Origin of the sequence: Streptomyces katrae (genome assembly GCF_000717655.1) — a bacterium.
In the GTDB taxonomy this organism is placed as follows: domain Bacteria; phylum Actinomycetota; class Actinomycetes; order Streptomycetales; family Streptomycetaceae; genus Streptomyces; species Streptomyces katrae_B.
In genome coordinates, this window is sequence record NZ_JNZY01000030.1 from 1 (window position 1) to 21,032 (window position 21,032).

Annotated in this window: 18 protein-coding genes; 7 read left to right on the forward strand and 11 right to left on the reverse strand. The window is 73.2% G+C overall.

Features of this window, described 5'->3' with window-relative positions:
• Positions 1-623: 623 nt before the first annotated feature.
• Entirely contained in the window at positions 624-1,622 is a 999-nt protein-coding gene (gene trpS / locus IF09_RS0129155; protein ID WP_030300627.1) for a tryptophan--tRNA ligase, read from the forward strand.
• 58 nt (positions 1,623-1,680) lie between these two features.
• Here the strand turns inward: trpS and proC are convergent, their stop codons facing one another.
• The 5 genes from proC to IF09_RS0129180 form a co-directional block, all read right to left on the reverse strand.
• Positions 1,681-2,490 carry a pyrroline-5-carboxylate reductase gene (proC, locus tag IF09_RS0129160; RefSeq protein WP_030300629.1) on the reverse strand — a complete coding sequence of 270 codons (810 nt, stop codon included), beginning with the start codon at positions 2,488-2,490 and terminating at the stop codon, positions 1,681-1,683.
• 99 nt (positions 2,491-2,589) lie between these two features.
• Positions 2,590-3,345, reverse strand: coding sequence for an ABC transporter permease (locus tag IF09_RS0129165; protein ID WP_030300631.1), 756 nt, complete (start codon positions 3,343-3,345; stop codon positions 2,590-2,592).
• On the reverse strand, positions 3,342-4,175 hold the full coding sequence (locus tag IF09_RS0129170) for an ABC transporter ATP-binding protein (protein ID WP_030300633.1): 834 nt from the start codon (positions 4,173-4,175) through the stop codon (positions 3,342-3,344). The genes IF09_RS0129165 and IF09_RS0129170 overlap by 4 nt, the downstream gene beginning before the upstream one ends.
• An 85-nt stretch (positions 4,176-4,260) precedes the next feature.
• On the reverse strand, positions 4,261-4,806 hold the full coding sequence (locus IF09_RS0129175) for a hypothetical protein (protein WP_030300635.1): 546 nt from the start codon (positions 4,804-4,806) through the stop codon (positions 4,261-4,263).
• A gap of 76 nt (positions 4,807-4,882) precedes the next feature.
• Positions 4,883-5,185 (reverse strand): SH3 domain-containing protein, encoded by a 303-nt coding sequence (locus tag IF09_RS0129180; RefSeq protein ID WP_030300637.1) that lies wholly within the window; start codon positions 5,183-5,185, stop codon positions 4,883-4,885.
• A gap of 107 nt (positions 5,186-5,292) precedes the next feature.
• On the opposite strand from IF09_RS0129180, the gene IF09_RS0129185 reads away from it, so the two are divergent.
• Positions 5,293-7,449 carry a protein kinase domain-containing protein gene (locus IF09_RS0129185; RefSeq protein WP_030300639.1) on the forward strand — a complete coding sequence of 719 codons (2,157 nt, stop codon included), beginning with the start codon at positions 5,293-5,295 and terminating at the stop codon, positions 7,447-7,449.
• A 414-nt stretch (positions 7,450-7,863) separates the two neighbouring features.
• Here IF09_RS0129185 and ilvD read toward each other — a convergent pair whose 3' ends face one another.
• The 4 genes from ilvD to IF09_RS0129205 form a co-directional block, all read right to left on the reverse strand.
• On the reverse strand, positions 7,864-9,717 hold the full coding sequence (gene ilvD, locus IF09_RS0129190; RefSeq protein WP_030300641.1) for a dihydroxy-acid dehydratase: 1,854 nt from the start codon (positions 9,715-9,717) through the stop codon (positions 7,864-7,866).
• 133 nt (positions 9,718-9,850) lie between these two features.
• Entirely contained in the window at positions 9,851-10,468 is a 618-nt protein-coding gene (locus tag IF09_RS0129195) for a TetR family transcriptional regulator (protein ID WP_030300643.1), read from the reverse strand.
• Positions 10,465-11,301, reverse strand: coding sequence for a sugar phosphate isomerase/epimerase family protein (locus IF09_RS0129200; protein ID WP_030300645.1), 837 nt, complete (start codon positions 11,299-11,301; stop codon positions 10,465-10,467). The genes IF09_RS0129195 and IF09_RS0129200 overlap by 4 nt, the downstream gene beginning before the upstream one ends.
• Positions 11,302-12,066: 765 nt before the next feature.
• Complete coding sequence (locus IF09_RS0129205) at positions 12,067-12,993, reverse strand: Ppx/GppA phosphatase family protein (RefSeq protein WP_030300647.1); 927 nt, start codon at positions 12,991-12,993, stop codon at positions 12,067-12,069.
• A 63-nt stretch (positions 12,994-13,056) separates the two neighbouring features.
• On the opposite strand from IF09_RS0129205, the gene IF09_RS0129210 reads away from it, so the two are divergent.
• The gene (locus tag IF09_RS0129210; RefSeq protein WP_030300649.1) at positions 13,057-13,941 is read left to right on the forward strand and encodes a hypothetical protein; all 885 of its coding nucleotides are present in this window, start codon (positions 13,057-13,059) and stop codon (positions 13,939-13,941) included.
• Between the two features lie 46 nt (positions 13,942-13,987).
• Here the strand turns inward: IF09_RS0129210 and IF09_RS0129215 are convergent, their stop codons facing one another.
• The gene (locus tag IF09_RS0129215) at positions 13,988-15,706 is read right to left on the reverse strand and encodes a BACON domain-containing protein (RefSeq protein WP_030300651.1); all 1,719 of its coding nucleotides are present in this window, start codon (positions 15,704-15,706) and stop codon (positions 13,988-13,990) included.
• Between the two features lie 195 nt (positions 15,707-15,901).
• Here IF09_RS0129215 and radA point away from each other — a divergent pair, with 195 nt between their 5' ends.
• Entirely contained in the window at positions 15,902-17,305 is a 1,404-nt protein-coding gene (gene radA, locus IF09_RS0129220) for a DNA repair protein RadA (RefSeq protein WP_030300653.1), read from the forward strand.
• A gap of 150 nt (positions 17,306-17,455) precedes the next feature.
• Positions 17,456-18,580: a DNA integrity scanning diadenylate cyclase DisA gene (disA, locus tag IF09_RS0129225; RefSeq protein WP_030300655.1), complete on the forward strand. Its 1,125-nt coding sequence runs from the start codon at positions 17,456-17,458 to the stop codon at positions 18,578-18,580.
• A gap of 145 nt (positions 18,581-18,725) precedes the next feature.
• Here the strand turns inward: disA and IF09_RS0129230 are convergent, their stop codons facing one another.
• Positions 18,726-19,454 carry a hypothetical protein gene (locus tag IF09_RS0129230; protein ID WP_324606874.1) on the reverse strand — a complete coding sequence of 243 codons (729 nt, stop codon included), beginning with the start codon at positions 19,452-19,454 and terminating at the stop codon, positions 18,726-18,728.
• A gap of 351 nt (positions 19,455-19,805) precedes the next feature.
• On the opposite strand from IF09_RS0129230, the gene IF09_RS47395 reads away from it, so the two are divergent.
• On the forward strand, positions 19,806-20,024 hold the full coding sequence (locus tag IF09_RS47395; RefSeq protein ID WP_030300660.1) for a hypothetical protein: 219 nt from the start codon (positions 19,806-19,808) through the stop codon (positions 20,022-20,024).
• Between the two features lie 23 nt (positions 20,025-20,047).
• On the forward strand, positions 20,048-20,977 hold the full coding sequence (locus IF09_RS0129240; RefSeq protein WP_030300662.1) for an A/G-specific adenine glycosylase: 930 nt from the start codon (positions 20,048-20,050) through the stop codon (positions 20,975-20,977).
• The last annotated feature ends 55 nt before the right edge of the window (positions 20,978-21,032 follow it).

The window sequence follows — 21,032 nt, forward strand, 5'->3', positions numbered from 1 at the left end:
GGCTTTCCTCCGGGCTTTCGTTCTTGCGTTTCCGACTCTATCAGAGTCAGTCCCGCTTGCTTTCCGGGGTCTTCGCTTTCGCGCTTTCCCTTTCCGGCGATTCCGACTCTATCAGATCCTTTCGGGCCTGACCCCCAGTCAGCGGGTTGCGCCGCTTGGGCTGTTGGGCCCTTGCGGCGAGTGAGACAGTAGCGGATTCCTTGCCCCCGAACCTAATCGGCGGCTGCGTCCTCGGACACGGATTCCTCATTCGCAAATACGCATGAAAACGAGACGACACAGTGCGCCGTTCGTTCGAATGTGTAGTGCGGGATGGCTGTCCGGGGACCGACCGGAGTCGGCGCTCACGTCGGACAACTCGAAGAACCTTACGGATCTCGGACTCGCGTGTCAACTCCAGGACAGAGGCCACCCTGCAGGGCTAGCCTGGGGTCCATGACCACGCATGTGCCCACGCTCAGCCTTCGTTGGTGGGCCGCCTGACGGCGGCCGACCTTCCATACGAGCACGCATGCGCTCACGGCCGCCGCTTACGGCGGCCGTTTCTGTCTCTCCCCTCCCGGGAGTGGCTCGGTCGCCCGACGCGGCGGTCCGACACCCAGCCACGAACAGGGAGACAGGACATGAAGAGGATCTTCAGCGGGATCAAGCCGTCCGGGCATCTGACGCTGGGCAACTACCTGGGGGCCGTCCGGCAGTGGGTTGCCGCCGATCAGGCGCCGGACGAGGCGCTGTTCTGCGTCGTGGACCTTCACGCCCTGACCGTCGAGCACGATCCCGCGCGGGTGCGCCGGCTCAGCAGGCAGGCGGCGACGCTGTTCCTCGCCTCTGGGCTGGACCCGGAGAAATGCACCCTGTTCATGCAGAGCCACGTCGACGAGCACACCCGGCTCTCGTACCTGCTGGAGTGCACCGCCACCGACGGGGAGATGCGTCGGATGGTCCAGTACAAGGAGAAGTCCGCGCAGGCGCAGACGTCCGGGCAGGGCGTACGGCTGTCGCTGCTGACGTATCCCGTGCTGATGGCCGCCGACATCCTGGCGTACGGGACCGAGGAGGTCCCGGTGGGTGAGGACCAGCGGCAGCACGTGGAGCTGGCCCGGGATCTGGCGGTGCGGTTCAACCAGCGGTACGGGCACACGTTCACGGTGCCGAAGGTGACGCTGCCGCAGGTGGCCGCGCGGGTCATGGACCTGCAGGAGCCGACTTCGAAGATGGGGAAGTCCGGCGGCGCGGGGCCCGGCGTGGTGTTCATGCTGGACGAGCCCGGGGTGATCCGGAAGAAGGTCATGCGGGCCGTGACCGACAGCGGGGACGGAGGGGTCGTCTACGACCGGGCGACAAGGCCGGGAGTCGCGAACCTGCTGGACGTGCTGGCCGCCTGCACGGGCGGGGATCCGGCCGCGCTCGCGGAGGAGTACAGCGGCTACGGGGCGCTCAAGCGGGATGTCGCCGATGCGGTCGTGGAGGTGCTGCGGCCGGTGCAGGAGCGGCATGCCGAGCTGGCGGCCGACCCGGCGGCGGTGGAGAAGGTGCTGCGGGACGGGGCCGAGCGGGCGCGGGCCCTGGCGCGGCCGGTCGTGGACCGGGCGTACCGGGCGATCGGGCTGCTGGAGCCCTGACGGAGGCGCAGGTACGGGCCCCGCTCGAGCAGGAGCCCGTACCTGCGTGCCTCCTGGGTCAGCTGTTGCCGGAGGCGAGTTCGCGGCTGCGGTCGCGGGCTGCTTCGAGGGCTGCGATCAGGGCGGCCCGTACGCCGTGGCGTTCGAGTTCGACGATCGCGTTGATGGTGGTGCCTGCCGGGGAGGTGACGGCCTCGCGGAGCTTGACCGGGTGCTCGCCGCTGTCGCGGAGCATCACGGCGGCGCCGATGGCGGCCTGGACGATGAGGTCGTGGGCCTGGGCACGGGGCAGGCCGAGGAGGATGCCGGCGTCGGTCATCGCCTCGACGAGGAAGTAGAAGTAGGCGGGGCCGGAGCCGGAGAGGGCGGTGGCGGCGTCCTGCTGGGACTCGGGGACGCGCAGGGTCTTGCCGACGCCGCCGAAGATCTCCTCGGTGTGGGCGAGGTGTTCGGCGGTGGCGTGGCTGCCGGCCGAGATGACGGACATGGCCTCGTCGACGAGGGCGGGGGTGTTCGTCATGACGCGGACGACGGGGGTGCCGGAGGCGAGCCGTTCCTCGAAGAAGGAGGTGGGGATGCCGGCGGCGCCGCTGATGACCAGGCGGTCGGCGGGGACGTGCGGGGCGAGCTCCTCGAGGAGCTTGCCCATGTCCTGCGGCTTGACGGTGAGGATGAGGGTGTCGGCGCGCTTGGCGGCCTCGGCGTTGCTGACGGCCTCGACGCCGTAGCGGGCACGGAGCTCTTCGGCGCGTTCGGGGCGGCGGGCGGTGACGAGGAGTTTGGAGGCGGGCCAGCCGCCGCGGATCATTCCGCTGAGCAGGGCCTCGCCGATCTTGCCGGTACCGAGGACTGCGACTGTCTGGGTCATGCCCGATTCACCTCGCCGAACGTTCTTGCACGTGTGCTGCGTCTGCCTGCTCATCCTTGCACCCGTGCGCGCGGCGGCGAGGCGGTGTCCGCAGTGCGGTCAGGGCGTACGGCGGCGGAGGGTGGCCGCGCCGAGGGCGAGGACGAACAGCGCGCAGGCGGCGACGATCACGGCGTCGCGGACGAAGTCGGCGGTCATGTCGGTGTGGGTGAGGACCTGCGTCATGCCGTCGACGGCGTAGGACATGGGCAGCACGTTCGAGAGGCCTTCGAGGACGGGCTGCATGGTGTTGCGCGCGGCGAAGAGCCCGCAGAGCAGGAGCTGGGGAAAGATCACGGCCGGCATGAACTGGACGGCCTGGAACTCGCTGGCTGCGAAGGCGGAGACGAAGAGACCGAGCGCGGTGCCGAGGAGGGCGTCGAGCAGGGCGACGAGCAGGAGCAGCCAGGGGGAGCCGATGACGTCGAGGCCGAGGAGCCAGAGGGCGAGGCCGGTGGCGAGGAGGGACTGGACGACGGCGACGGCGCCGAAGGCGAGGGCGTAGCCGGCGATCAGGTCGCCCTTGCCGAGCGGCATGGCGAGGAGGCGTTCGAGCGTGCCGGAGGTGCGTTCGCGCAGGGTCGCGATGGAGGTCACCAGGAACATGGTGATGAGGGGGAAGATCCCGAGGAGGGACGCCCCGATGCTGTCGAACGTGCGGGGGTTCCCGTCGAAGACGAAGCGCAGCAGCGTCAGCATCAGTACGGGGACCAGGAGCATCAGCGCGATGGAGCGCGGGTCGTGGCGCAGCTGGCGCAGGACGCGGGCGGCGGTGGCGGCGGTGCGGGCGCCGCTGATTGCGGTGGTGGCGGTCATGGCGTCTGCTCCTGGGCGGCGAGGGTGTCGGCGTCGTCGACGAGGCGGAGGAAGCCCTCCTCGACGGTGGCGGAGTGGGTACGGGTGCGCAGTGCGCCGGGGGTGTCCTGGGCGAGGATGCGGCCCTCGCGCATGAGGAGCAGGTCGTGGCAGCGCTCGGCCTCGTCCATGACGTGGGAGGAGACGAGGATCGTGGCGCCGCGGGTGGCGGCGATGTCGTGGAAGAGGTTCCACAGGTCGCGGCGCAGGACGGGGTCGAGGCCGACGGTGGGTTCGTCGAGGACGAGGAGCTCGGGGGTGCCGAGGAGTGCGACGGCGAGGGAGACGCGGCTGCGCTGGCCGCCGGAGAGGTTGCCGGCGAGGGCGGCGGCGTGGGTGGTGAGGTCGACGTCGGCGATGGCGCGGGTGACGGTGGCGCGGCGGCGCTCGGCGGCGGCGCGGCCGGGGTCGAGGACGGCGGCGAAGTAGTCGAGGTTCTGCCGGACGGTGAGGTCGTCGTAGACGGAGGGCGCCTGGGTGACGTAGCCGATGCGGGAGCGGAGCTCGGGGTGGCCGGCGGGGCGGCCGAGGACGTCGAGGGTGCCGGTGACGTGGGCCTGGGTGCCGACGATGGAGCGCAAGAGGGTGGATTTTCCGCAGCCGGAGGGGCCGAGGAGGCCGGTGATGCGGCCGCGGGGGACGTCGAAGGCGATGTCGTCGATGACGGTGCGGGGCGCGCGGCCGGTGCCGCGCCGGACGGTGAGGCCGCGGGCGTGCACGGCGGTGGCCGTGGTCTCCGGCGAGGCTTGCGCCGTGGCCGTGGCGGCTTCTCGCTCTCGGTTATTCATCATGTGATGAATAATGCTCCTGGCGGTGCCGGGGCGTCAACAGGACGGGCCGGCTGAAGGGGCGGGGGCGGCCGAAGGGGCCGGGCGGCTACTTCTTCCGCTTGGGGCGGCGCGCGGCCGGGTTGCCCGTACGGGCGCTGCGGCGGCGGGCGAATTCGGCGATGGCGAGCTGGTACTCGGCGCGGCGCAGCTTCTCGCCGGGGGCTTCGGCGAAGCAGCGCAGGAAGTACGCGATGAGGGAGCCGATGAAACCGATCGTCTTCAGGCCCTTGAGGGCGGCCTCGTCGGAGGACGGGGCGGGACGGCGGTTGAAGGAGTCCCAGGTCTTGACGAAGGCGATGGAGCTCGCGATCGCGAAGAGGACGACGACGGAGATGCTGAGGAACGAGCCGACGTTGCCGATCTCCAGGCCCTCGTAGGCGAGGCGGAGCAGGACGGCCGCGGCCACGGCGGTGACGAGCGAGCCGGCGGCGAGGCCGACGCGGCGCAGGGCGTAGCCGCCGTCGTGGTTCAGCCAGGTGGTGCCGAAGAACCGGATCGGCTCGGGCTCGGGCCCGTCGACGCGGGCGGGAGCCGCAGGGGCCTGCACGGCCGGCTCGGCGGGGGTCTGGTCTCGCTGGTCGTCGTCGCTCACGCCAGCGATTATCCACCGCCCCGCCGACCCGGCCGGGGTCGTCTCACGTGGCAGACGGGCGGCCTCGGCTCAGGGCCTAGCCGCAGCGCGTGGCGACGTAGCCGTCGCTGCCCGTCTTCACATAGGCGTCGGACACGAAGCGGCCGTTGCCGATGCAGTCCCAGATGTCCGACGTGCCGTACGGGCCGGAGACGGTCGTGCCGTCGCACTGGCAGCGGATCGCGACGGACGCGCCGTAGGGCAGGACGTCGATGACCGAGTAGTTGGTGCCCGGGCCGCTGCGGACGTTCACGCGGTACCCCGGGGCGACCGGAAATGTCGGGAATCCGGAGTCGGCTGCGAGGCTCTGGACTTGGCTGGAATCATTCTCTGTCGTCATGCGAAATCTCCCCCCACGGGTGTTGCCGTGCGCAACTCGCGCAGGGTAGCAGGACCCTTGGAGATTCGTACGGGTCATCGACTAGGCTCCGGCGGGGGTGGTGAGCGGTGCATTCGCTGCGCGCGGACTACGTGGGCTTTCCGGAGTACGCCGGGCAGTACCGGCTCGAATCGGTGCTCGGCTCCGGAGGGATGGGAGTCGTCCATCTGGCCACCTCCGGCTCGGGGCTGAAACTCGCCGTCAAGATCGTGCATGCCGAGCATGCGGTCGATGCGGAGTTCCGGGCCCGGTTCCGGCAGGAGGTCACCGCCGCCCGGCGGGTGAGCGGGGCCTTCACCGCGCCCGTCGTGGATGCCGATCCGGATGCCGAACGGCCCTGGATGGCCACCCTGTTCATCGACGCCCCGACGCTGGCCGAGCGCGTACGGGAGCGGGTGCTGGACCCCGTCGAACTGGCCAGGCTCGCCGCCGGGCTGGCGGAGGCCCTGCGGGACATCCACCGGGCGGGTGTGGTGCACCGGGACCTGAAGCCCAGCAACGTACTGATGGCCCCGGACGGGGTGCGGGTCATCGACTTCGGCATCTCGCGGCCGGCCGACAGCGATCTGCGGACCGAGACCGGGAAGCTGATCGGGACGCCGCCGTACATGGCGCCGGAGCAGTTCCAGCGGCCGCGGGAGGTGGGGACGGCCGCGGACGTCTTCGCCCTGGGCGCGGTGCTCGTCCACGCGGCGACGGGGCACGGGCCGTTCGACTCCGACAGCCACTACCTCGTGGCGTACCAGGTCGTGCACGCCGAGCCGGACCTCAGCGGGCTGCCGGAGCGGCTCGTACCGCTCGTCGCGCGGTGCCTGGCGAAGGAGCCGGCGGACCGGCCCACGGCGGCGGAGCTGATCGCGGAGATGCGGGCGGTGGCGTACCCGACCTCCGAGGACACCCAGACGTTCATCCCGCGGCCGCGGGAAACGGGCGGGGCCAAGGAGACCACGCACCGGCGGGAGCGGATCGCCGTCGAGCCCGGTCCCGCCGGCCGGGGGCGGCGGCGCAGGGCGATGGTGGCCGCGGCGGTGGTGGCCGGGCTGCTGCTGGCGGGCGGGGCCCTGGGCGGGTACCTGCACTTCGGGGCGGGTGCCGGACCGCCGGGGAAGACCGCCGCCGGGACGAAGGCCGGTCCCGTGCCGTCGAAGCCTTTCGTCCCGTGGGCGGTTGCGCTGGGCGCGCCGGGGGCCGGGAGCCGGACCGGCGCCGGGTCCTGTTCCTGGGAGGCTGCGCTGTACTGCGCGGGGCCGGGGGTGACCGCGGCCCGGCTCGACCCCGCGGACGGCACGGTGCTGTGGTCGGTGAAGGCGGCCACCCCGGCCACGCGGACGGCGACGGCGACGGACAGCGCGCCGCTGCACGCGGGCGGGCTGGTCCTCGCGGTCGCCCCGGGCAGCGGGACGCTCCAGGCGCTGGATCCGGGTACGGGCGCCGAACGCTGGAAGCGGAGACTGCCGGACGGCGCGCGGGCGGTGGCCGCGGGCGGGCAGGTGCTGCTCGTGCCGCCGGACGGGAGCGTGACCGCGCTCGACGCGGCCAGCGGGGCCGTGCGGTGGACGAAGCAGCTCGGCGGGGTGGGCTCCGTGTGGTGGGGCGGAGGCCCGGGTTCCGCCGGGGCGCCGGTGATGTACGTGGCGACGCCGGACGGGGGCGGGGGCGGCGGTACGACGCAGCTCGCGGCGGTGGACCCGGCGAGCGGGGCGCTGAGCTGGCAGTTGCGGACGGCGGGGCGGCTGCGGCCGGCCGGCCTCGCGCAGGGCGGGCTGTTCCTGCTGGACAGCGACGCGGAGGCCAGGACCGGTGCGGTGGTCCGGGTGGACCTGACGACTCATGCCGTACGGCGGGTCCGGCTGTCGGCGCCGCTGTTCGACGCGGAGGCGTCGGTGGGCGCGGACGGCGTCGTGTACGTGGTGGGGGTGTCGGGCGGGCTGGTCGCGGTGGGCGCCGAGCGGGAGCAGTGGCGGCTGGAGACCGGCCTGGCCGTGGCGTCCCGGCCGGTGGCGGCCGACGGCCGGATCCACCTGGCGGCGCCGGACGGGCGGCTGTTGGCGGTCGATGCGGGCAGTGGGCGGCTGGTGGGGCAGACGAAGCCGCGGATGGGTGACGCGGGGGACGGCTTCGCGGCGGCGCTGCCTGCGCCGGTGTCTGCCGACGGGCGGGTGTACGGGACGGCACCGGACGGATCGGTCTTCGCGGTCGCCTCCGCCGACCCCGCCGGCTGGTAACCCGGCCGGGCCGCCGGTGGTGCCCGAAGCCCAGCCCGCCGGTGGACGGCCCCGCGCCGCCTGGCGGACCCGGCCGTGGTGGCCGCTGCGCGGGGCTGGTCCCCTACCCGCCCTTCCACCGTTCCCCGGGGCTCCGCCCCGGACCCGTGAAAGACCCGGGGGCCGGCCCCCGGACCCCGCGCCTCAATCGCCGGCGAGGCTCAAAGACCGGGGAACTCCAGCCCCGTCGGCGATTGAGGCCGGGGCAGCGCCCCCGGCAACGGCGCAGCACCCGAGCCGCTGCGCAAGGCCGCGTCAGGCACCCGCAAGCGGAGCCGCCTGCGCGCGTCCGCGTCGCGCACCCGGCAAGCGGAGCCGCGCCTACGCAGGACCAGGTCATGCACCCAGCAGGCGGAGCCTTGGTGGCCGGGCCGGTCAGCCGCCCAGCAGGGTGACGTCGCGGACTGCGCCCTTGTCGGCGCTCGTCGCCATCGCCGCGTACGCACGCAGGGCCGCCGAGACCTTGCGCTCGCGGTTCTTCGGGGCATAGACGCCGCCCAGGGCCTCGTGGCGGGCAGCCAGCGTGGCCTCGTCGACCAGGAGCTCGATCGAGCGGTTCGGAATGTCGATCCGGATCCGGTCGCCGTCCTCGACTACGGCGATGTCGCCGCCCGAGGCCGCCTCCGGGGAGGCGTGGCCGATGGACAGGCCCGACGTACCGCCGGAGAAGCGGCCGTCCGTGACCAGCGCGCAGACCTTGCCGAGGCCGCGGCCCTTCAGGAACGACGTCGGGTAAAGCATCTCCTGCATGCCGGGACCGCCGCGCGGGCCCTCGTACCGGATGACGACGACGTCGCCCGCCTTGATCTCCTTGCGGAGGATCTTGTCGACCGCCTCGTCCTGCGATTCGCAGACGACGGCCGGGCCCTCGAAGGTCCAGATCGACTCGTCGACGCCCGCCGTCTTCACCACGCACCCGTCGACCGCGATGTTGCCGCGCAGGACCGCCAGCCCGCCGTCCTTCGAGTACGCGTGCTGCACCGACCGGATGCAGCCGCCCTCGGCGTCGAGGTCCAGGGTGTCCCAGCGCTCGGACTGGGAGAAGGCGGTGGCGGAGCGGACGCAGCCGGGGGCCGCGTGCCACAGCTCCATGGCCTCCTCCGAGGCCGTGCCGCTGCGGGCGTCCCACTTCCCGAGCCAGTCCTCCAGGTTCTCGGAGTGGACCGTGGTGACGTCCTTGTTCAGGAGCCCGCCGCGGTGCAGTTCGCCGAGGATGGCGGGGATGCCGCCGGCCCGGTGGATGTCCTCCATGTAGTACGTGCCGCCGGGCGCCACGTTCGGCGCGACCTTGGCCAGGCACGGGACGCGCCTCGACACCTCGTCGATGTCGGTGAGGTCGTACTCCAGGCCCGCCTCCTGCGCGGCGGCCAGCAGGTGCAGGATCGTGTTCGTCGAGCCGCCCATGGCGATGTCGAGGGCCATGGCGTTCTCGAAGGCCTGGCGGGTCGCGATGGAGCGCGGCAGGACCGAGTGGTCGTCCTGCTCGTAGTACCGCTTGGTGATCTCGACGACCGTGCGGCCGGCGTCCTCGTACAGGGCGCGGCGGGCGGTGTGCGTGGCGAGGACGGAGCCGTTGCCGGGGAGGGCCAGACCGATGGCTTCGGCGAGGCAGTTCATCGAGTTGGCGGTGAACATGCCGCTGCACGACCCACAGGTCGGACAGGCGTTCTCCTCGATCCGCAGCACGTCCTCGTCGGAGACGTTCTCGTTGGACGCGTCGACCATGGCGTCGATCAGGTCGAGCTTGCGGACGGTTCCGTCGACGAGGATGGCCTGGCCGGCCTCCATCGGGCCGCCCGACACGAACACGACGGGGATGTTGAGGCGCATGGCGGCCATCAGCATGCCGGGCGTGATCTTGTCGCAGTTGGAGATGCAGATGAGCGCGTCGGCGCAGTGCGCCTCGACCATGTACTCCACGCTGTCCGCGATCAGGTCGCGGGAGGGCAGGGAGTACAGCATGCCGCCGTGGCCCATGGCGATGCCGTCGTCGACCGCGATGGTGTTGAACTCGCGCGGGACGGCTCCCGCGGCGCGGATGGCGTCGGAGACGATCCGGCCGACGGGGGCAAGGTGCGTGTGCCCGGGGACGAACTCTGTGAACGAGTTGGCGACCGCGATGATCGGCTTCCCGATGTCCTCGCTCGCTACGCCCGACGCACGCATAAGGGCGCGTGCGCCCGCCATGTTGCGGCCGTGGGTGACGGTGCGGGACCTCAGCTCGGGCATCGGGTTCACTCCCCATGAGTGCGGTGGCGCGAGGCGCCGGCCGCGACTTTACGACTGTGGATATGGCTCGGTTACGAGGCTACGCCCCTGGCCCGTCATGCGGACAGGTTGTCCGCATGACGGGACGCCCGGCTCATTCCTCGGTCAAGTAGCGCTGGAGGGTCGGGGCCACCAGGGCGACGATGGCCTCCGGGTCGGCGGACGCGAGGGGCTCGACCTGGACCACGTACCGCAGGAGCGCGATGCCGATCATGTGGGAGGCGGCGAGCTCGGCGCGGAAGGTGGGGTCGGGCACCTTGAGGTCGGCCGCGACCCGTTCCAGGACCCGGCGCAGGACCAGCCGGCGCAGCACGGCAGCCGCGGCCTCGTGGGTGAGGGCGGAGCGGACGACGGCGAGGAGCGGGGCCCGGGTGGCCGGGTTCTCCCAGACCCCCAGGAAATAACGCGCGAGCCGCTCGCCGATGCCGTCGGGGCCCTCTCCCACGATCGCGGGGAGGACGAGGGCCGGCTCCATCGTGACCTCGATGGCGGCGGCGAAGAGGTCGTCCTTGCTGCCGAAATAGTGGTGTACCAGCGCCGGGTCCACGCCGGCGACCTTCGCGATGCCGCGTACGGACGTCTTGTCGTACCCCCGCTCCGCGAACACCTCGCGGGCCGCGAGCCGGATCCGCTCCTGGGTGCCGGGGCCGTCGTCGGCCTCGTCCTGACGGGGCCGGCCGGGGCCGCGGCGCGGCTTGGCGGGTTCCGTCATGGCCGCGGGGTCCGGACCGGGGCGGCACCGGCACTGGCCGCGAGGTGCAGCCGGGTGAAGGCCAGTGCCTCGGCGAGGTCGGCCTCGCGCTCCGCGGAGGACATCGCGCGGCGGGTGTTCACCTCGATGACGACGTGCCCGGCGAAGGAGCTGGCCGCGAGACGTTCCAGCAGCTCGGCGCAGGGCTGGGTGCCGCGGCCGGGGACGAGGTGCTCGTCCTTGGCCGAGCCGTTCCCGTCGGCGAGGTGCACGTGCGCGAGCCGGTCCCCCATGCGGTCGATCATCGCGGTGGCGTCCGTACGGGCGGTCGCGGTATGCGAAAGATCGACGGTGAAATGCCGGTAGTCGTCCTTGGTGACGTCCCACTCGGGGGCGTAGGCCAGCATCTCCCGGTCCCGGTACCGCCACGGGTACATGTTCTCGACGGCGAACCGGACGTCGGTCTCGTCGGCCATCCGCCAGATGCCGCTGACGAAGTCCCGCGCGTACTGCCGCTGCCACCGGAAGGGCGGGTGCACGACGACGGTGGAGGCCCCCAGCCGCTCGGCCGCGGCCTGCGCGCGCTGGAGCTTGGTCCAGGGATCGGTGGACCACACGCGCTGCGTGATCAACAAACAAGGGGCGTGCACGGCGAGGATCGGCACCTGGTGATGATCCGAGAGCCGCCGCAGCGCATCGACGTCCTGGCTGACCGGATCCGTCCAGACCATCACCTCGACGCCGTCGTACCCGAGGCGCGCGGCGATCTCGAAGGCGGTCGCCGTCGACTCCGGGTACACGGAGGCGGTGGAGAGGGCGACTTTCGCGGTCGGGATCCGGACTGGTTTTGCCACGGGGACAGGGTACGGGCCCGACACCCTCCCCCGCCGTGACGACCACCACCCGAAGCGCACAGCGATCTGACGCGTCCTGCACCCCGATGATGGTCCGGTCGCTGCCCAACTCCGGCTGGGCCGACCACGACCCGGAACGGTCCTCCTCAGCAGCGTGAGGGTCCGGGGGGAGCCCAGTCGGCGGAAGTCGCTATGCCGGCCTAAGCGCGTAGCGATCTGATGCGTGCCGGCCGCCTGCCCGGCGCCGCTGGGTGGTCTGGTCGCCGTCCGGCTCCGGCTGGGCCTGCCCCGACCCGGGACGGGCCTGCTCATGGGCCCCGGCTGGGCATCCGGATCCCCCCGGAACCAAGGCTCGCGATCGCTGATGCTGCCCTGCTCAAGGCTTGTGTCCAGGTGACCGTCCTTTGGGGGGCTTCCCGACAGTCCTTGTCTTTCCGGGGCGGGACGGGCGGTCAAGAGGGGCCGAAGGCCCTCGCGAAGCGACGCGAAGCGCCCTTGAGGGCCCGGCCCGACACGGAGAGACGATGGGACTGGCGGGAAACCCCCGAACCCTCCCTGATCCCGACCCACGGGCATGCCGTCCCCCGGAGCCCCGGCCTGCCAGACAGCGCCTGCCTGAGCGCAATGCCGCCAAGCCCGACCCTGCGGGGCTACCGGACCCAGGGCCTCGATCCCGAGGGCGGCGGGTGGGCAACCAGCGCGCCCGGGCGGTGGAGCGACGGGGATGGAGGCGCCGCCCGCGCCGCAGGCCCCGTACGGGCCTCGCTACGGGAGGTGGTCCAGGCGGCGGAGGATGACGCCCTCGCGGAGGGCCCAGGGGCAGATCTCGAGTTCGTCGACGCCGAAAAGGTCCATCGCGCCCTCCGCGACCAGCGCCCCCGCCAGCAACTGGGACGCGCGGCCCTCCGAGACGCCCGGGAGGGCGGCCCGCTGCGCGGTCGTCATCGCCGCGAGCCTCGGGACCCACTCCTCCAGGGACTTGCGGGTCAGGTCCCGCTGTACGTACAGCCCGTCCGCCGAGCGCGCCGCGCCCGCGATGCGGGCCAGCTGCCGGAACGTCTTCGACGTCGCCACCACGTGGTCCGGCGCCCCGAAGCGGCTGAACTCGCCGACCGTCCGCGCGATCTGGGCCCGCGCGTGCCGCCGCAGGGCCCGTACGTCCGCCGCGTCCGGCGGGTCGCCCGGGAGCCAGCCCGTGGTGAGGCGGCCCGCGCCCAGCGGCAGCGAGACCGCCGCGTCGGGGTCCTCGTCGATGCCGTACGCGATCTCCAGCGAGCCGCCGCCGATGTCGAGGACCAGCAGCTTGCCCGCGGACCAGCCGAACCAGCGGCGGACGGCGAGGAACGTCAGCCGCGCCTCGTCCTCGCCGCTGAGGATGGGGAGGTCGACGCCGGTCTCGAGCTTCACCCGGGCCAGGACCTCGTCCGCGTTGGTGGCCTCGCGTACCGCGCTGGTCGCGAAGGGCAGCACGTCCTCGCAGCCCTTGTCCTCGGCGGCCTGCGCGGCCTCGCCGATCACCGATACGAGGCGCTCTATGCCCGCCGGGGTGACCGCTCCGGCCTCATCGAGCAGCTCCGCCAGCCGCAGTTCCACCTTGTGCGAGTGCGCCGGCTGCGGGCGCGCGCCGGGGTGCGCGTCCACCACCAGCAGATGGATCGTGTTCGAACCCACATCAAGGACACCGAGTCTCATACGAGGAAACGCTACTGTGCGGCTGGAGTATGGGTGGAGTAAGGGGCGCTTAGGCTTGGGTTTGTGCCAAATACGAAGAAGGCCAACAAGTCCAAGCCCGCCGGGAAGCCCGAGAAGGCCGAGAAGGCCGACGACCTCGAGCCGGCCGGCAAGGCCAAGCCGGCCAAGAAGGCGAAGCCCCGGGCCAAAACCCCGGTCGCGCGTGACGACGAGAAGGGGCTCGACTTCCCGCGGGCCTGGGTGGAGTTCCCCGACCCTGCCGACGCCGAGCAGGTCTTCCGCTGCGACCTGACCTGGCTGACCTCCCGCTGGACGTGCATCTTCGGCAGCGGCTGCCAGGGCATCCAGGCCGGCCGGGCCGATGACGGCTGCTGCACCCTCGGCGCGCACTTCTCGGACGAGGACGACGAGCAGCGGGTCGCCGAGCACGTGGCACGGCTGACCCCCGAGCTGTGGCAGTTCCACGACGTCGGCAGCGAGACCGGCTGGACGCAGCACGACGACGACGGGGAGAAGCAGACCCGCCGCTGGGACGGCGCGTGCATCTTCCTGAACCGGCCCGGGTTCCCCGCGGGCGCCGGGTGCTCCCTGCACATCCTGGCGCTGAAGAGCGGCCAGGAGCCGCTGGAGACCAAGCCCGACGTGTGCTGGCAGCTGCCGATCCGCCGGACGTACGAGTGGATCGACCGGCCGGACGACACCCGCGTGCTGCAGGTGTCGATCGGCGAGTACGACCGGCGCGGCTGGGGCCCGGGCGGGCACGACCTGCACTGGTGGTGCACGTCGGCGACGTCCGCGCACGGCGCCGGCGAGCCGGTGTACGTGTCGTACCGCGCCGAGCTGACGGAGCTGATGGGCAAGGAGGGGTACGAGGCCCTCGTGAAGCTGTGCGAGGCGCGGCTGTCCTCGTTGCTGCCGATGGCTCCGCACCCCGCGGACCCGGCGTAGCCGACAGCAGCGCCGGGCCCGTTCACGCCGCTCGTGATCAATACGCCTAGCCCGCAGGCCCGCCCGGGTCCACGGGTGGGGAAACCGTTCCTTCTGAGGCGCTCGGCGTCGGGGTGGGGGTCGGTGTGGGCGTCGGCGTCGGCGGCGTGGGGGTTTCCGTCGGCGTGGGGGTGGCTGTCGGGGTCGGCGTCGGGTGCGTGGGCTCCGTCGGCGTCGGCGCCGGGCGGCCTCGGCCCTGGATGGAGACCACCGCGCCGCCCGGGTCCACGCCGACCCGGGCGGACCAGGCGCCCACGGGCTGGGCTTCGGTGTCCACGGCGATCTGCAGGGTGATCGATTCTCCGGGGGCCAGCGTGCCCGCGGTCCGGCTCGCGCGCAGCCAGGGGGCGTCGGACCAGAGCCGCCAGTCCACCGGGGCCCCGCCGGACGCGGTGAGGGTGAGCAGGGTGGTGCCCCCGCGCGAGGAGGCGGCGACGGAGAGCCGGCCGGGGTTCCCGGACCGGTCGGGAGCCGCGGTCGGCCCGGTGCTGATCACCTCGACGGAGACGTCGGGGGTGTCCGGGGCGGCGCTGCCCGTGGCGAAGCCGGGCTCGCCGGTGGTGTGGGCGGTGTTGCCGGCGTTCTCGTACGCGCGCAGCGGGCGGCCGTCCTGGTACGGAACCGGGATCTCGGACTCGCTCGCGGAGATCCGGGTGGAATCCGCGCCGACGCTTTCACCGGTCTCCGGGGCGCCGCGGTACGCGGCCCACAGCGCGAGGACCGGCGCCGCGACCACGGTGGCGACGACGGTGGTGGTCACGGCCCGGGCGCGCAGCCGGTCGCGGCGGGCCGCGCGGTCCCGGGGGTCCATCGGGAAGCCCGTTCGGTCGAAGCGCGGGCCGGGACGGCGGCGGCGCCGGCCGCCGCCGCCGGAGCGGAGCATGGCCGCGCGGACGGCGGTGCGCGGGGCGGGGACCAGCGGGAGCGCCGCGTGGATGCCGCCGGTGCCGGGCCAGGGGGCGGCGGCATCGACGCGTTCGGCGACGCGTCGGCAGCGGGGGCAGTCGTCGACGTGGCGGACCAGCTCGGCACGCAGGGTGGTGGACAGGAGCACCTGGCCGTCGCCGGTGAGCCGGGAGACGGAGGGGCAGCCGCCGGTCTCGACGACGGCGAGGGCGGCGCGGGTCCGCTCCACCTCGCAGGCGGCACCGGCCAGCAGCTCCCGGGCGGTGGCGGGGGGCGTGCCGAGGACGGCGGCGAGTTCGGGGACGCCGAGGCGGTGGCGGACGGCGAGTTCGAGGGCCTCGCGCTGCGCGGGCGTGGTCCCGGCGGCCTCGGGCCAGGCGAGGCGGGCCAGCTCGGTGCGCCGGTAGGCATGCACGTCCAGGGAGCGGTGCGCCGCCGGCGCGCGCTCGGAATCCGTGCGCTCCGGCGTGCGCTGGGCGGAATGCGCTCCCTGCCGGGTCCGCCGGTGCTCGGCCAGCCGCTGCAGACATCCCCAGCGGGCGAGGGCGTACAGCCAGGCCCGCAGGCCCCCCTCGTCGGGACATCGGCCGGGGTGCCGCGCGGCGACGGTGAGGACGTCGGCGAGCACCTCGGTGGCGGTGTCGTGGTCGCAGAGGACCGACAGGCAGTACGTGAACAGGCCATCGAGGTACGGCTCGTGCCGGAAGGGGGGCGGGTGCTCTTCTCCTCCGGGGCCTTTGGGGCCCTCGGGAGGCGTGCGCCCGTGCGCCGGGGGTGCGCCGGTGCGCTGGGCGGGGCTCTCCTGGTCGCTGCTGTTCACCCTGGCGAAGGTAGGCCGCACGCCGGTGACGGCCGTGAAGCCTTCAGCTGTTTTAGCCCTTACGGGTGAACAGATCGAACCCGTGCTGACCGCGGCCCTGACGCCTGGCGTGCGGCGGGGCCACGGGCCGGGGCTCGGGCCGTGGCGGGGGCCGGGGCGCGGGCGCTGTCACAGGGTCCGGATACCGTGGGCCGCATGGCTGCCCGTACATCTCGTTCATCCGCCAAGGACCGGCCGTCCTACCGCTGCTCCGAGTGCGGCTGGACGACCGCGAAATGGCTCGGGCGGTGCCCCGAGTGCCAGGCGTGGGGCACCGTGGAGGAGATGGGCGGCGCGCCCGCCGTACGGACCACCGCCGCCGGGCGGGTCTCGGCGCCCGCGCTCCCGATCGCGCAGGTCGACGGCCGGACGGCGACCGCCCGCAGCACCGGAGTGGACGAGCTGGACCGGGTCCTCGGCGGCGGGCTCGTGCCCGGCGCCGTCGTCCTGCTGGCCGGCGAGCCGGGCGTCGGGAAGTCGACGCTGCTGCTGGACGTCGCTGCGAAGGCGGCCAGCGAGGCGCACCGCACCCTCTACGTCACGGGTGAGGAGTCGGCGAGCCAGGTGCGGCTGCGGGCCGACCGGATCAACGCGCTGAACGACCACCTCTTCCTCGCCGCCGAGACCGACCTGTCCGCCGTACTGGGCCACCTCGACGCCGTGCAGCCCTCGCTGCTGATCCTGGACTCCGTACAGACCGTGGCCTCGCCCGAGATCGACGGCGCGCCCGGCGGCATGGCCCAGGTGCGCGAGGTGGCCGGGGCGCTGATCCGCGCCTCCAAGGAGCGCGGGATGGCCACCCTGCTGGTCGGGCACGTCACCAAGGACGGGGCGATCGCCGGCCCGCGGCTGCTGGAGCATCTGGTGGACGTGGTCCTCAGCTTCGAGGGCGACCGGCATGCGCGCCTGCGCCTCGTACGCGGCGTCAAGAACCGGTACGGGGCCACCGACGAGGTGGGCTGCTTCGAACTGCACGACGAGGGGATCACCGGGCTCGCCGACCCGAGCGGGCTGTTCCTGACCCGGCGCGCGGAGGCCGTCCCCGGGACCTGCCTGACGGTGACGCTGGAGGGCAAGCGCCCGCTGGTCGCCGAGGTGCAGGCGCTGACCGTGGACTCGCAGATCCCCTCGCCCCGGCGGACCACCTCGGGCCTGGAGACCTCCCGCGTCTCGATGATGCTGGCGGTCCTGGAGCAGCGCGGCCGGATCACCGCGCTCGGCAAGCGCGACATCTACTCCGCCACCGTGGGCGGGGTGAAGCTGACGGAGCCCGCCGCCGACCTGGCGATCGCACTGGCGCTGGCCTCGGCGGCGAGCGACGTGCCGCTGCCGAAGAACCTCGTCGCGATCGGGGAGGTCGGCCTCGCGGGCGAGGTGCGGCGCGTGACCGGAGTGCAGCGGCGGCTCGCGGAGGCGCACCGGCTCGGCTTCACGCACGCCCTGGTGCCGGGCGACCCCGGGAAGGTGCCGGCCGGGATGAAGGTCACCGAGGTCGCGGACATGGGAGACGCGCTACGGGTCCTGCCGCGCGGGCGGTCGCGGGCGACGGCCAAGGAGTAGGCGCTGGTGACGGGGCATGAGGGGCCCGTACGGGGCCCCTCGGGAGCGCACCTGGCCAAGCCACGGCGGGCGCGCAGCGCACGCCGGTAGACTTTGTGCTGGTCCGCCCGGCCGTACGCAGGCGGCGCAACCCGCGACCGGAGGAGTGCAGTGGCAGCCAAGGACGGGGCAGCAGCATCCGGAAAGTCGGGCGCCAGCTCCAGGCAGGAGGCCATGATGCGCGCCTCGCTGAGCGCGGTCGCACCTGGTCAGCCCCTGCGTGACGGTCTGGAACGGATCGTCCGCGGCAACACCGGCGGCCTCCTCGTCCTCGGGATGGACAAGACCGTCGAGTCGATGTGCACGGGCGGTTTCGTCCTGGACGTGGAGTTCACCGCGACCCGGCTGCGCGAGCTGTGCAAGCTCGACGGTGCGCTGATCCTCGACAAGGACATCACCAAGATCCTGCGGGCCGGCGTCCAGCTGGTGCCGGACGCGTCGATCCCGACGGAGGAGACGGGCACCCGTCACCGCACCGCGGACCGCGTCTCGAAGCAGTGCGGCTTCCCGGTGGTGTCGGTGTCGCAGTCGATGCGGCTGATCGCGCTGTACGTGGACGGGGAGCGCCGGGTCCTGGAGGAGTCCGGGGCGATCCTGTCGCGGGCGAACCAGGCGCTGGCCACGCTGGAGCGGTACAAGCTGCGGCTCGACGAGGTCGCGGGCACGCTGTCGGCGCTGGAGATCGAGGACCTGGTCACGGTGCGCGACGTGACGGCGGTCGCGCAGCGGCTGGAAATGGTTCGCCGCATCGCCACGGAAATCGCGGAATACGTGGTCGAGCTGGGCACGGACGGGCGACTGCTGTCGCTCCAGCTGGACGAGCTGACCGTCGGCATCGAGCAGGAGCGGGAACTGGTGATCCGGGACTACGTGCCGGAGCCGACGGCGAAGCGCTCCCGCACGGTGGAGGAGGCGCTGCCGGCGCTGGACGCGCTGACGCATCCGGAGCTGCTGGAGCTCGGCATCGTGGCACGGGCGCTGGGGTACACGGGCTCGCCGGAGACGCTGGACTCGGCGGTGTCCCCGCGGGGGTACCGGCTGCTGGCGAAGGTCCCGCGGCTGCCGGGGGCCATCATCGAGCGGCTGGTGGAACACTTCGGGGGCCTGCAGAAGCTGTTGGCCGCGTCGGTGGACGACCTCCAGGCCGTGGACGGCGTGGGCGAGGCGCGGGCGCGCAGTGTCCGCGAGGGCCTGTCCCGCCTGGCGGAGTCGTCGATCCTCGAGCGCTACGTCTAAAGCGCCGGCGGGGCCGGAACGGGCCCGGGCGCCCCAGGGGCGGTCGGGCCGGAGCAGGCCCGGGCGCCCCCAGGGGCGCTAGTGCTGTGACCGGCAAGGTTCACCGGGTCGCGACGCCCGGCACGGCACCTCGCCGGCCACAGCACTAGTCCTGCTTGAGGACGAAGGAGGTTCGGGCTACCGGCATGCCCGGGGACTTGACCTCCACCACGTACGTGTCCGGAGCCGCGCTCCCCGCCGGAGGCGTCTGGCACTGGTCCGCCGCGCTGAACTTCCTGTCCCACTCCAGCGACTGCTTCGTCTCCCCCTGCGACGGCACCCGGAAGAACGCGTTGCCCGCGCCCGACGGGCAGTCCGCCGAAGACCAGACGGCCTTGCTGGTGCTCGCCTGAAGGATGGTCAGGACCGCCTGCTTCGGGCCGAGGTCGACCTTGCAGGTCGTGCCGGAGACATTGCGGGCGACCAGTTCGAGGCGGGGCTTCTCGCTCGTCTCGTACTCGTTCTTCACGCTCTTGACCTCCCACTGCAGCCCGCTCGGGGCGCACGTGGGAAGCGGGGAGTCCGCCGGGACCTGGGAGGTGGAGCCACCCGTACCGCCGCTGCCCCCGCCGGCGCCGCTGCCGGCGCCCGGAGCCGCTCCCGTGCCCGGAGTGCCGCCCGGTTCGCCGTTCTTGCCCGCGCCGCCGCCCGACTCCGCACGCCCGCCCGGCGCCTGACTGATCGCCGGCCCCGTCCCCGCCGGCCCGGGGGTGATCGAGGCGACCGGGTCGGGTCCCTTGTCGCCGCCCTTGCCGTTCGTACTCGACTTCCCCCCACCGGAACTGACGGTCCATACGGCGAGGAGCGCGAGCAGCGCGACAACGGACGCCAGCACAGCCCTCCGTCGCCAGTAGATGGAGGAGGGGAGCGGCCCGACCGGATTGCGCATAGATCCCACGGACGGAACTTTACGAGAGTCCGCGGCCCGATCTGCGCCCCACATGCCGCGCAAGCGGCTTGTTCTGCCGATGATCATCCTGCAGGCGGACGCCCGACCGTCGAGATTCGGCCAAGAGTCCCACGTCGGTCACGATCGCGTTTGAGTACGGTCGGTGAGCATCGACACCTCCGGCCTCTACCGCGACCTCACCGATTCCGCCCGCTCCGCACCCCGGCTGGGTGCAGTCGGCGTTCGAGGTCTGGACGGAGTACGGACTGCTGCTTTTCGGCCTGCTCTTCACGGCCGTTGTGGTGGCGGTCGCGCACCCGGGCCGGCCCGCGCGCCGTCGCCCTCGCCGTCCTCGCGCCGCTCGCCACCGCCGTCGCGTACGTCACCTCCGAGGTCGCCGCGCTCTACGTCCTCGCCTTCACCGGTCCGATCAGTACGATCACTGCCGCCATGCGGGCGAGCGGAGGGCGCGCCGCTGTCTGGTTCACCGGCCCGGGCCCCGCGCGGCAGCCCTGAAACGTGCCAGGATGCCGTCTGCCATGACTGCATCCACCAGCCCTTCCCCCGAGACGTTCCCCGACGTGACCCACGCGCTGCACTCCCCGGTCATCGCCTGGTTCGAGGAGCACGCCCGCGACCTGCCCTGGCGCCGCCCCGAGGCCGGCCCCTGGGGGGTCATGGTCAGCGAGTTCATGCTCCAGCAGACCCCGGTCAGCCGGGTCCTGCCGGTGTACGAGCAGTGGCTCGCCCGGTGGCCCCGCCCCGCCGACCTGGCCGCGGAGGCCCCCGGCGAGGCCGTACGGGCCTGGGGGCGGCTCGGCTACCCCCGCCGGGCCCTGCGCCTGCACGGCGCGGCCGTCGCGATAACGGAGCGGCACGGGGGCGACGTACCGAGGGAGCACGCGCAGCTGCTCGCGCTGCCCGGGATCGGCGAGTACACGGCGGCCGCCGTGGCCTCGTTCGCGTACGGGCAGCGGCACGCCGTGCTCGACACCAACGTGCGCCGGGTCTTCGCGCGCACCACGACCGGGGTCGAGTACCCGCCGAACGCCACCACGGCCGCCGAGCGGCGCCTGGCCCGGGCCCTGCTGCCCGAGGACGAGGGCACCGCGGCCCGCTGGGCGGCGGCCTCGATGGAGCTCGGCGCCCTGGTGTGCACGGCCAAGTCCCCCGACTGCATGCGCTGCCCGGTGGCCGGGCTGTGCGCGTGGCGGCTGGCCGGGAAGCCGGCGCACGAGGGGCCGCCGCGGCGCGGCCAGACGTACGCGGGGACGGACCGGCAGGTGCGCGGCAAGCTCCTCGCGGTGCTGCGGGATGCGGTCGGACCGGTTCCGCAGGCGGTGCTCGACACCGTCTGGGACGAGCCCGTGCAGCGGGCCCGGTCGCTGGACGGGCTGGTCTCCGACGGGCTGGTCGAACCGCTCGCCGGGGGGATGTACCGGCTGCCGCAGGGCCCCGCGGCGAACTGAGGCGGGCCGGAGCCGCGCCGGGCCGGACCGAGCTGAGCTGAGTCGGGGATTCCGC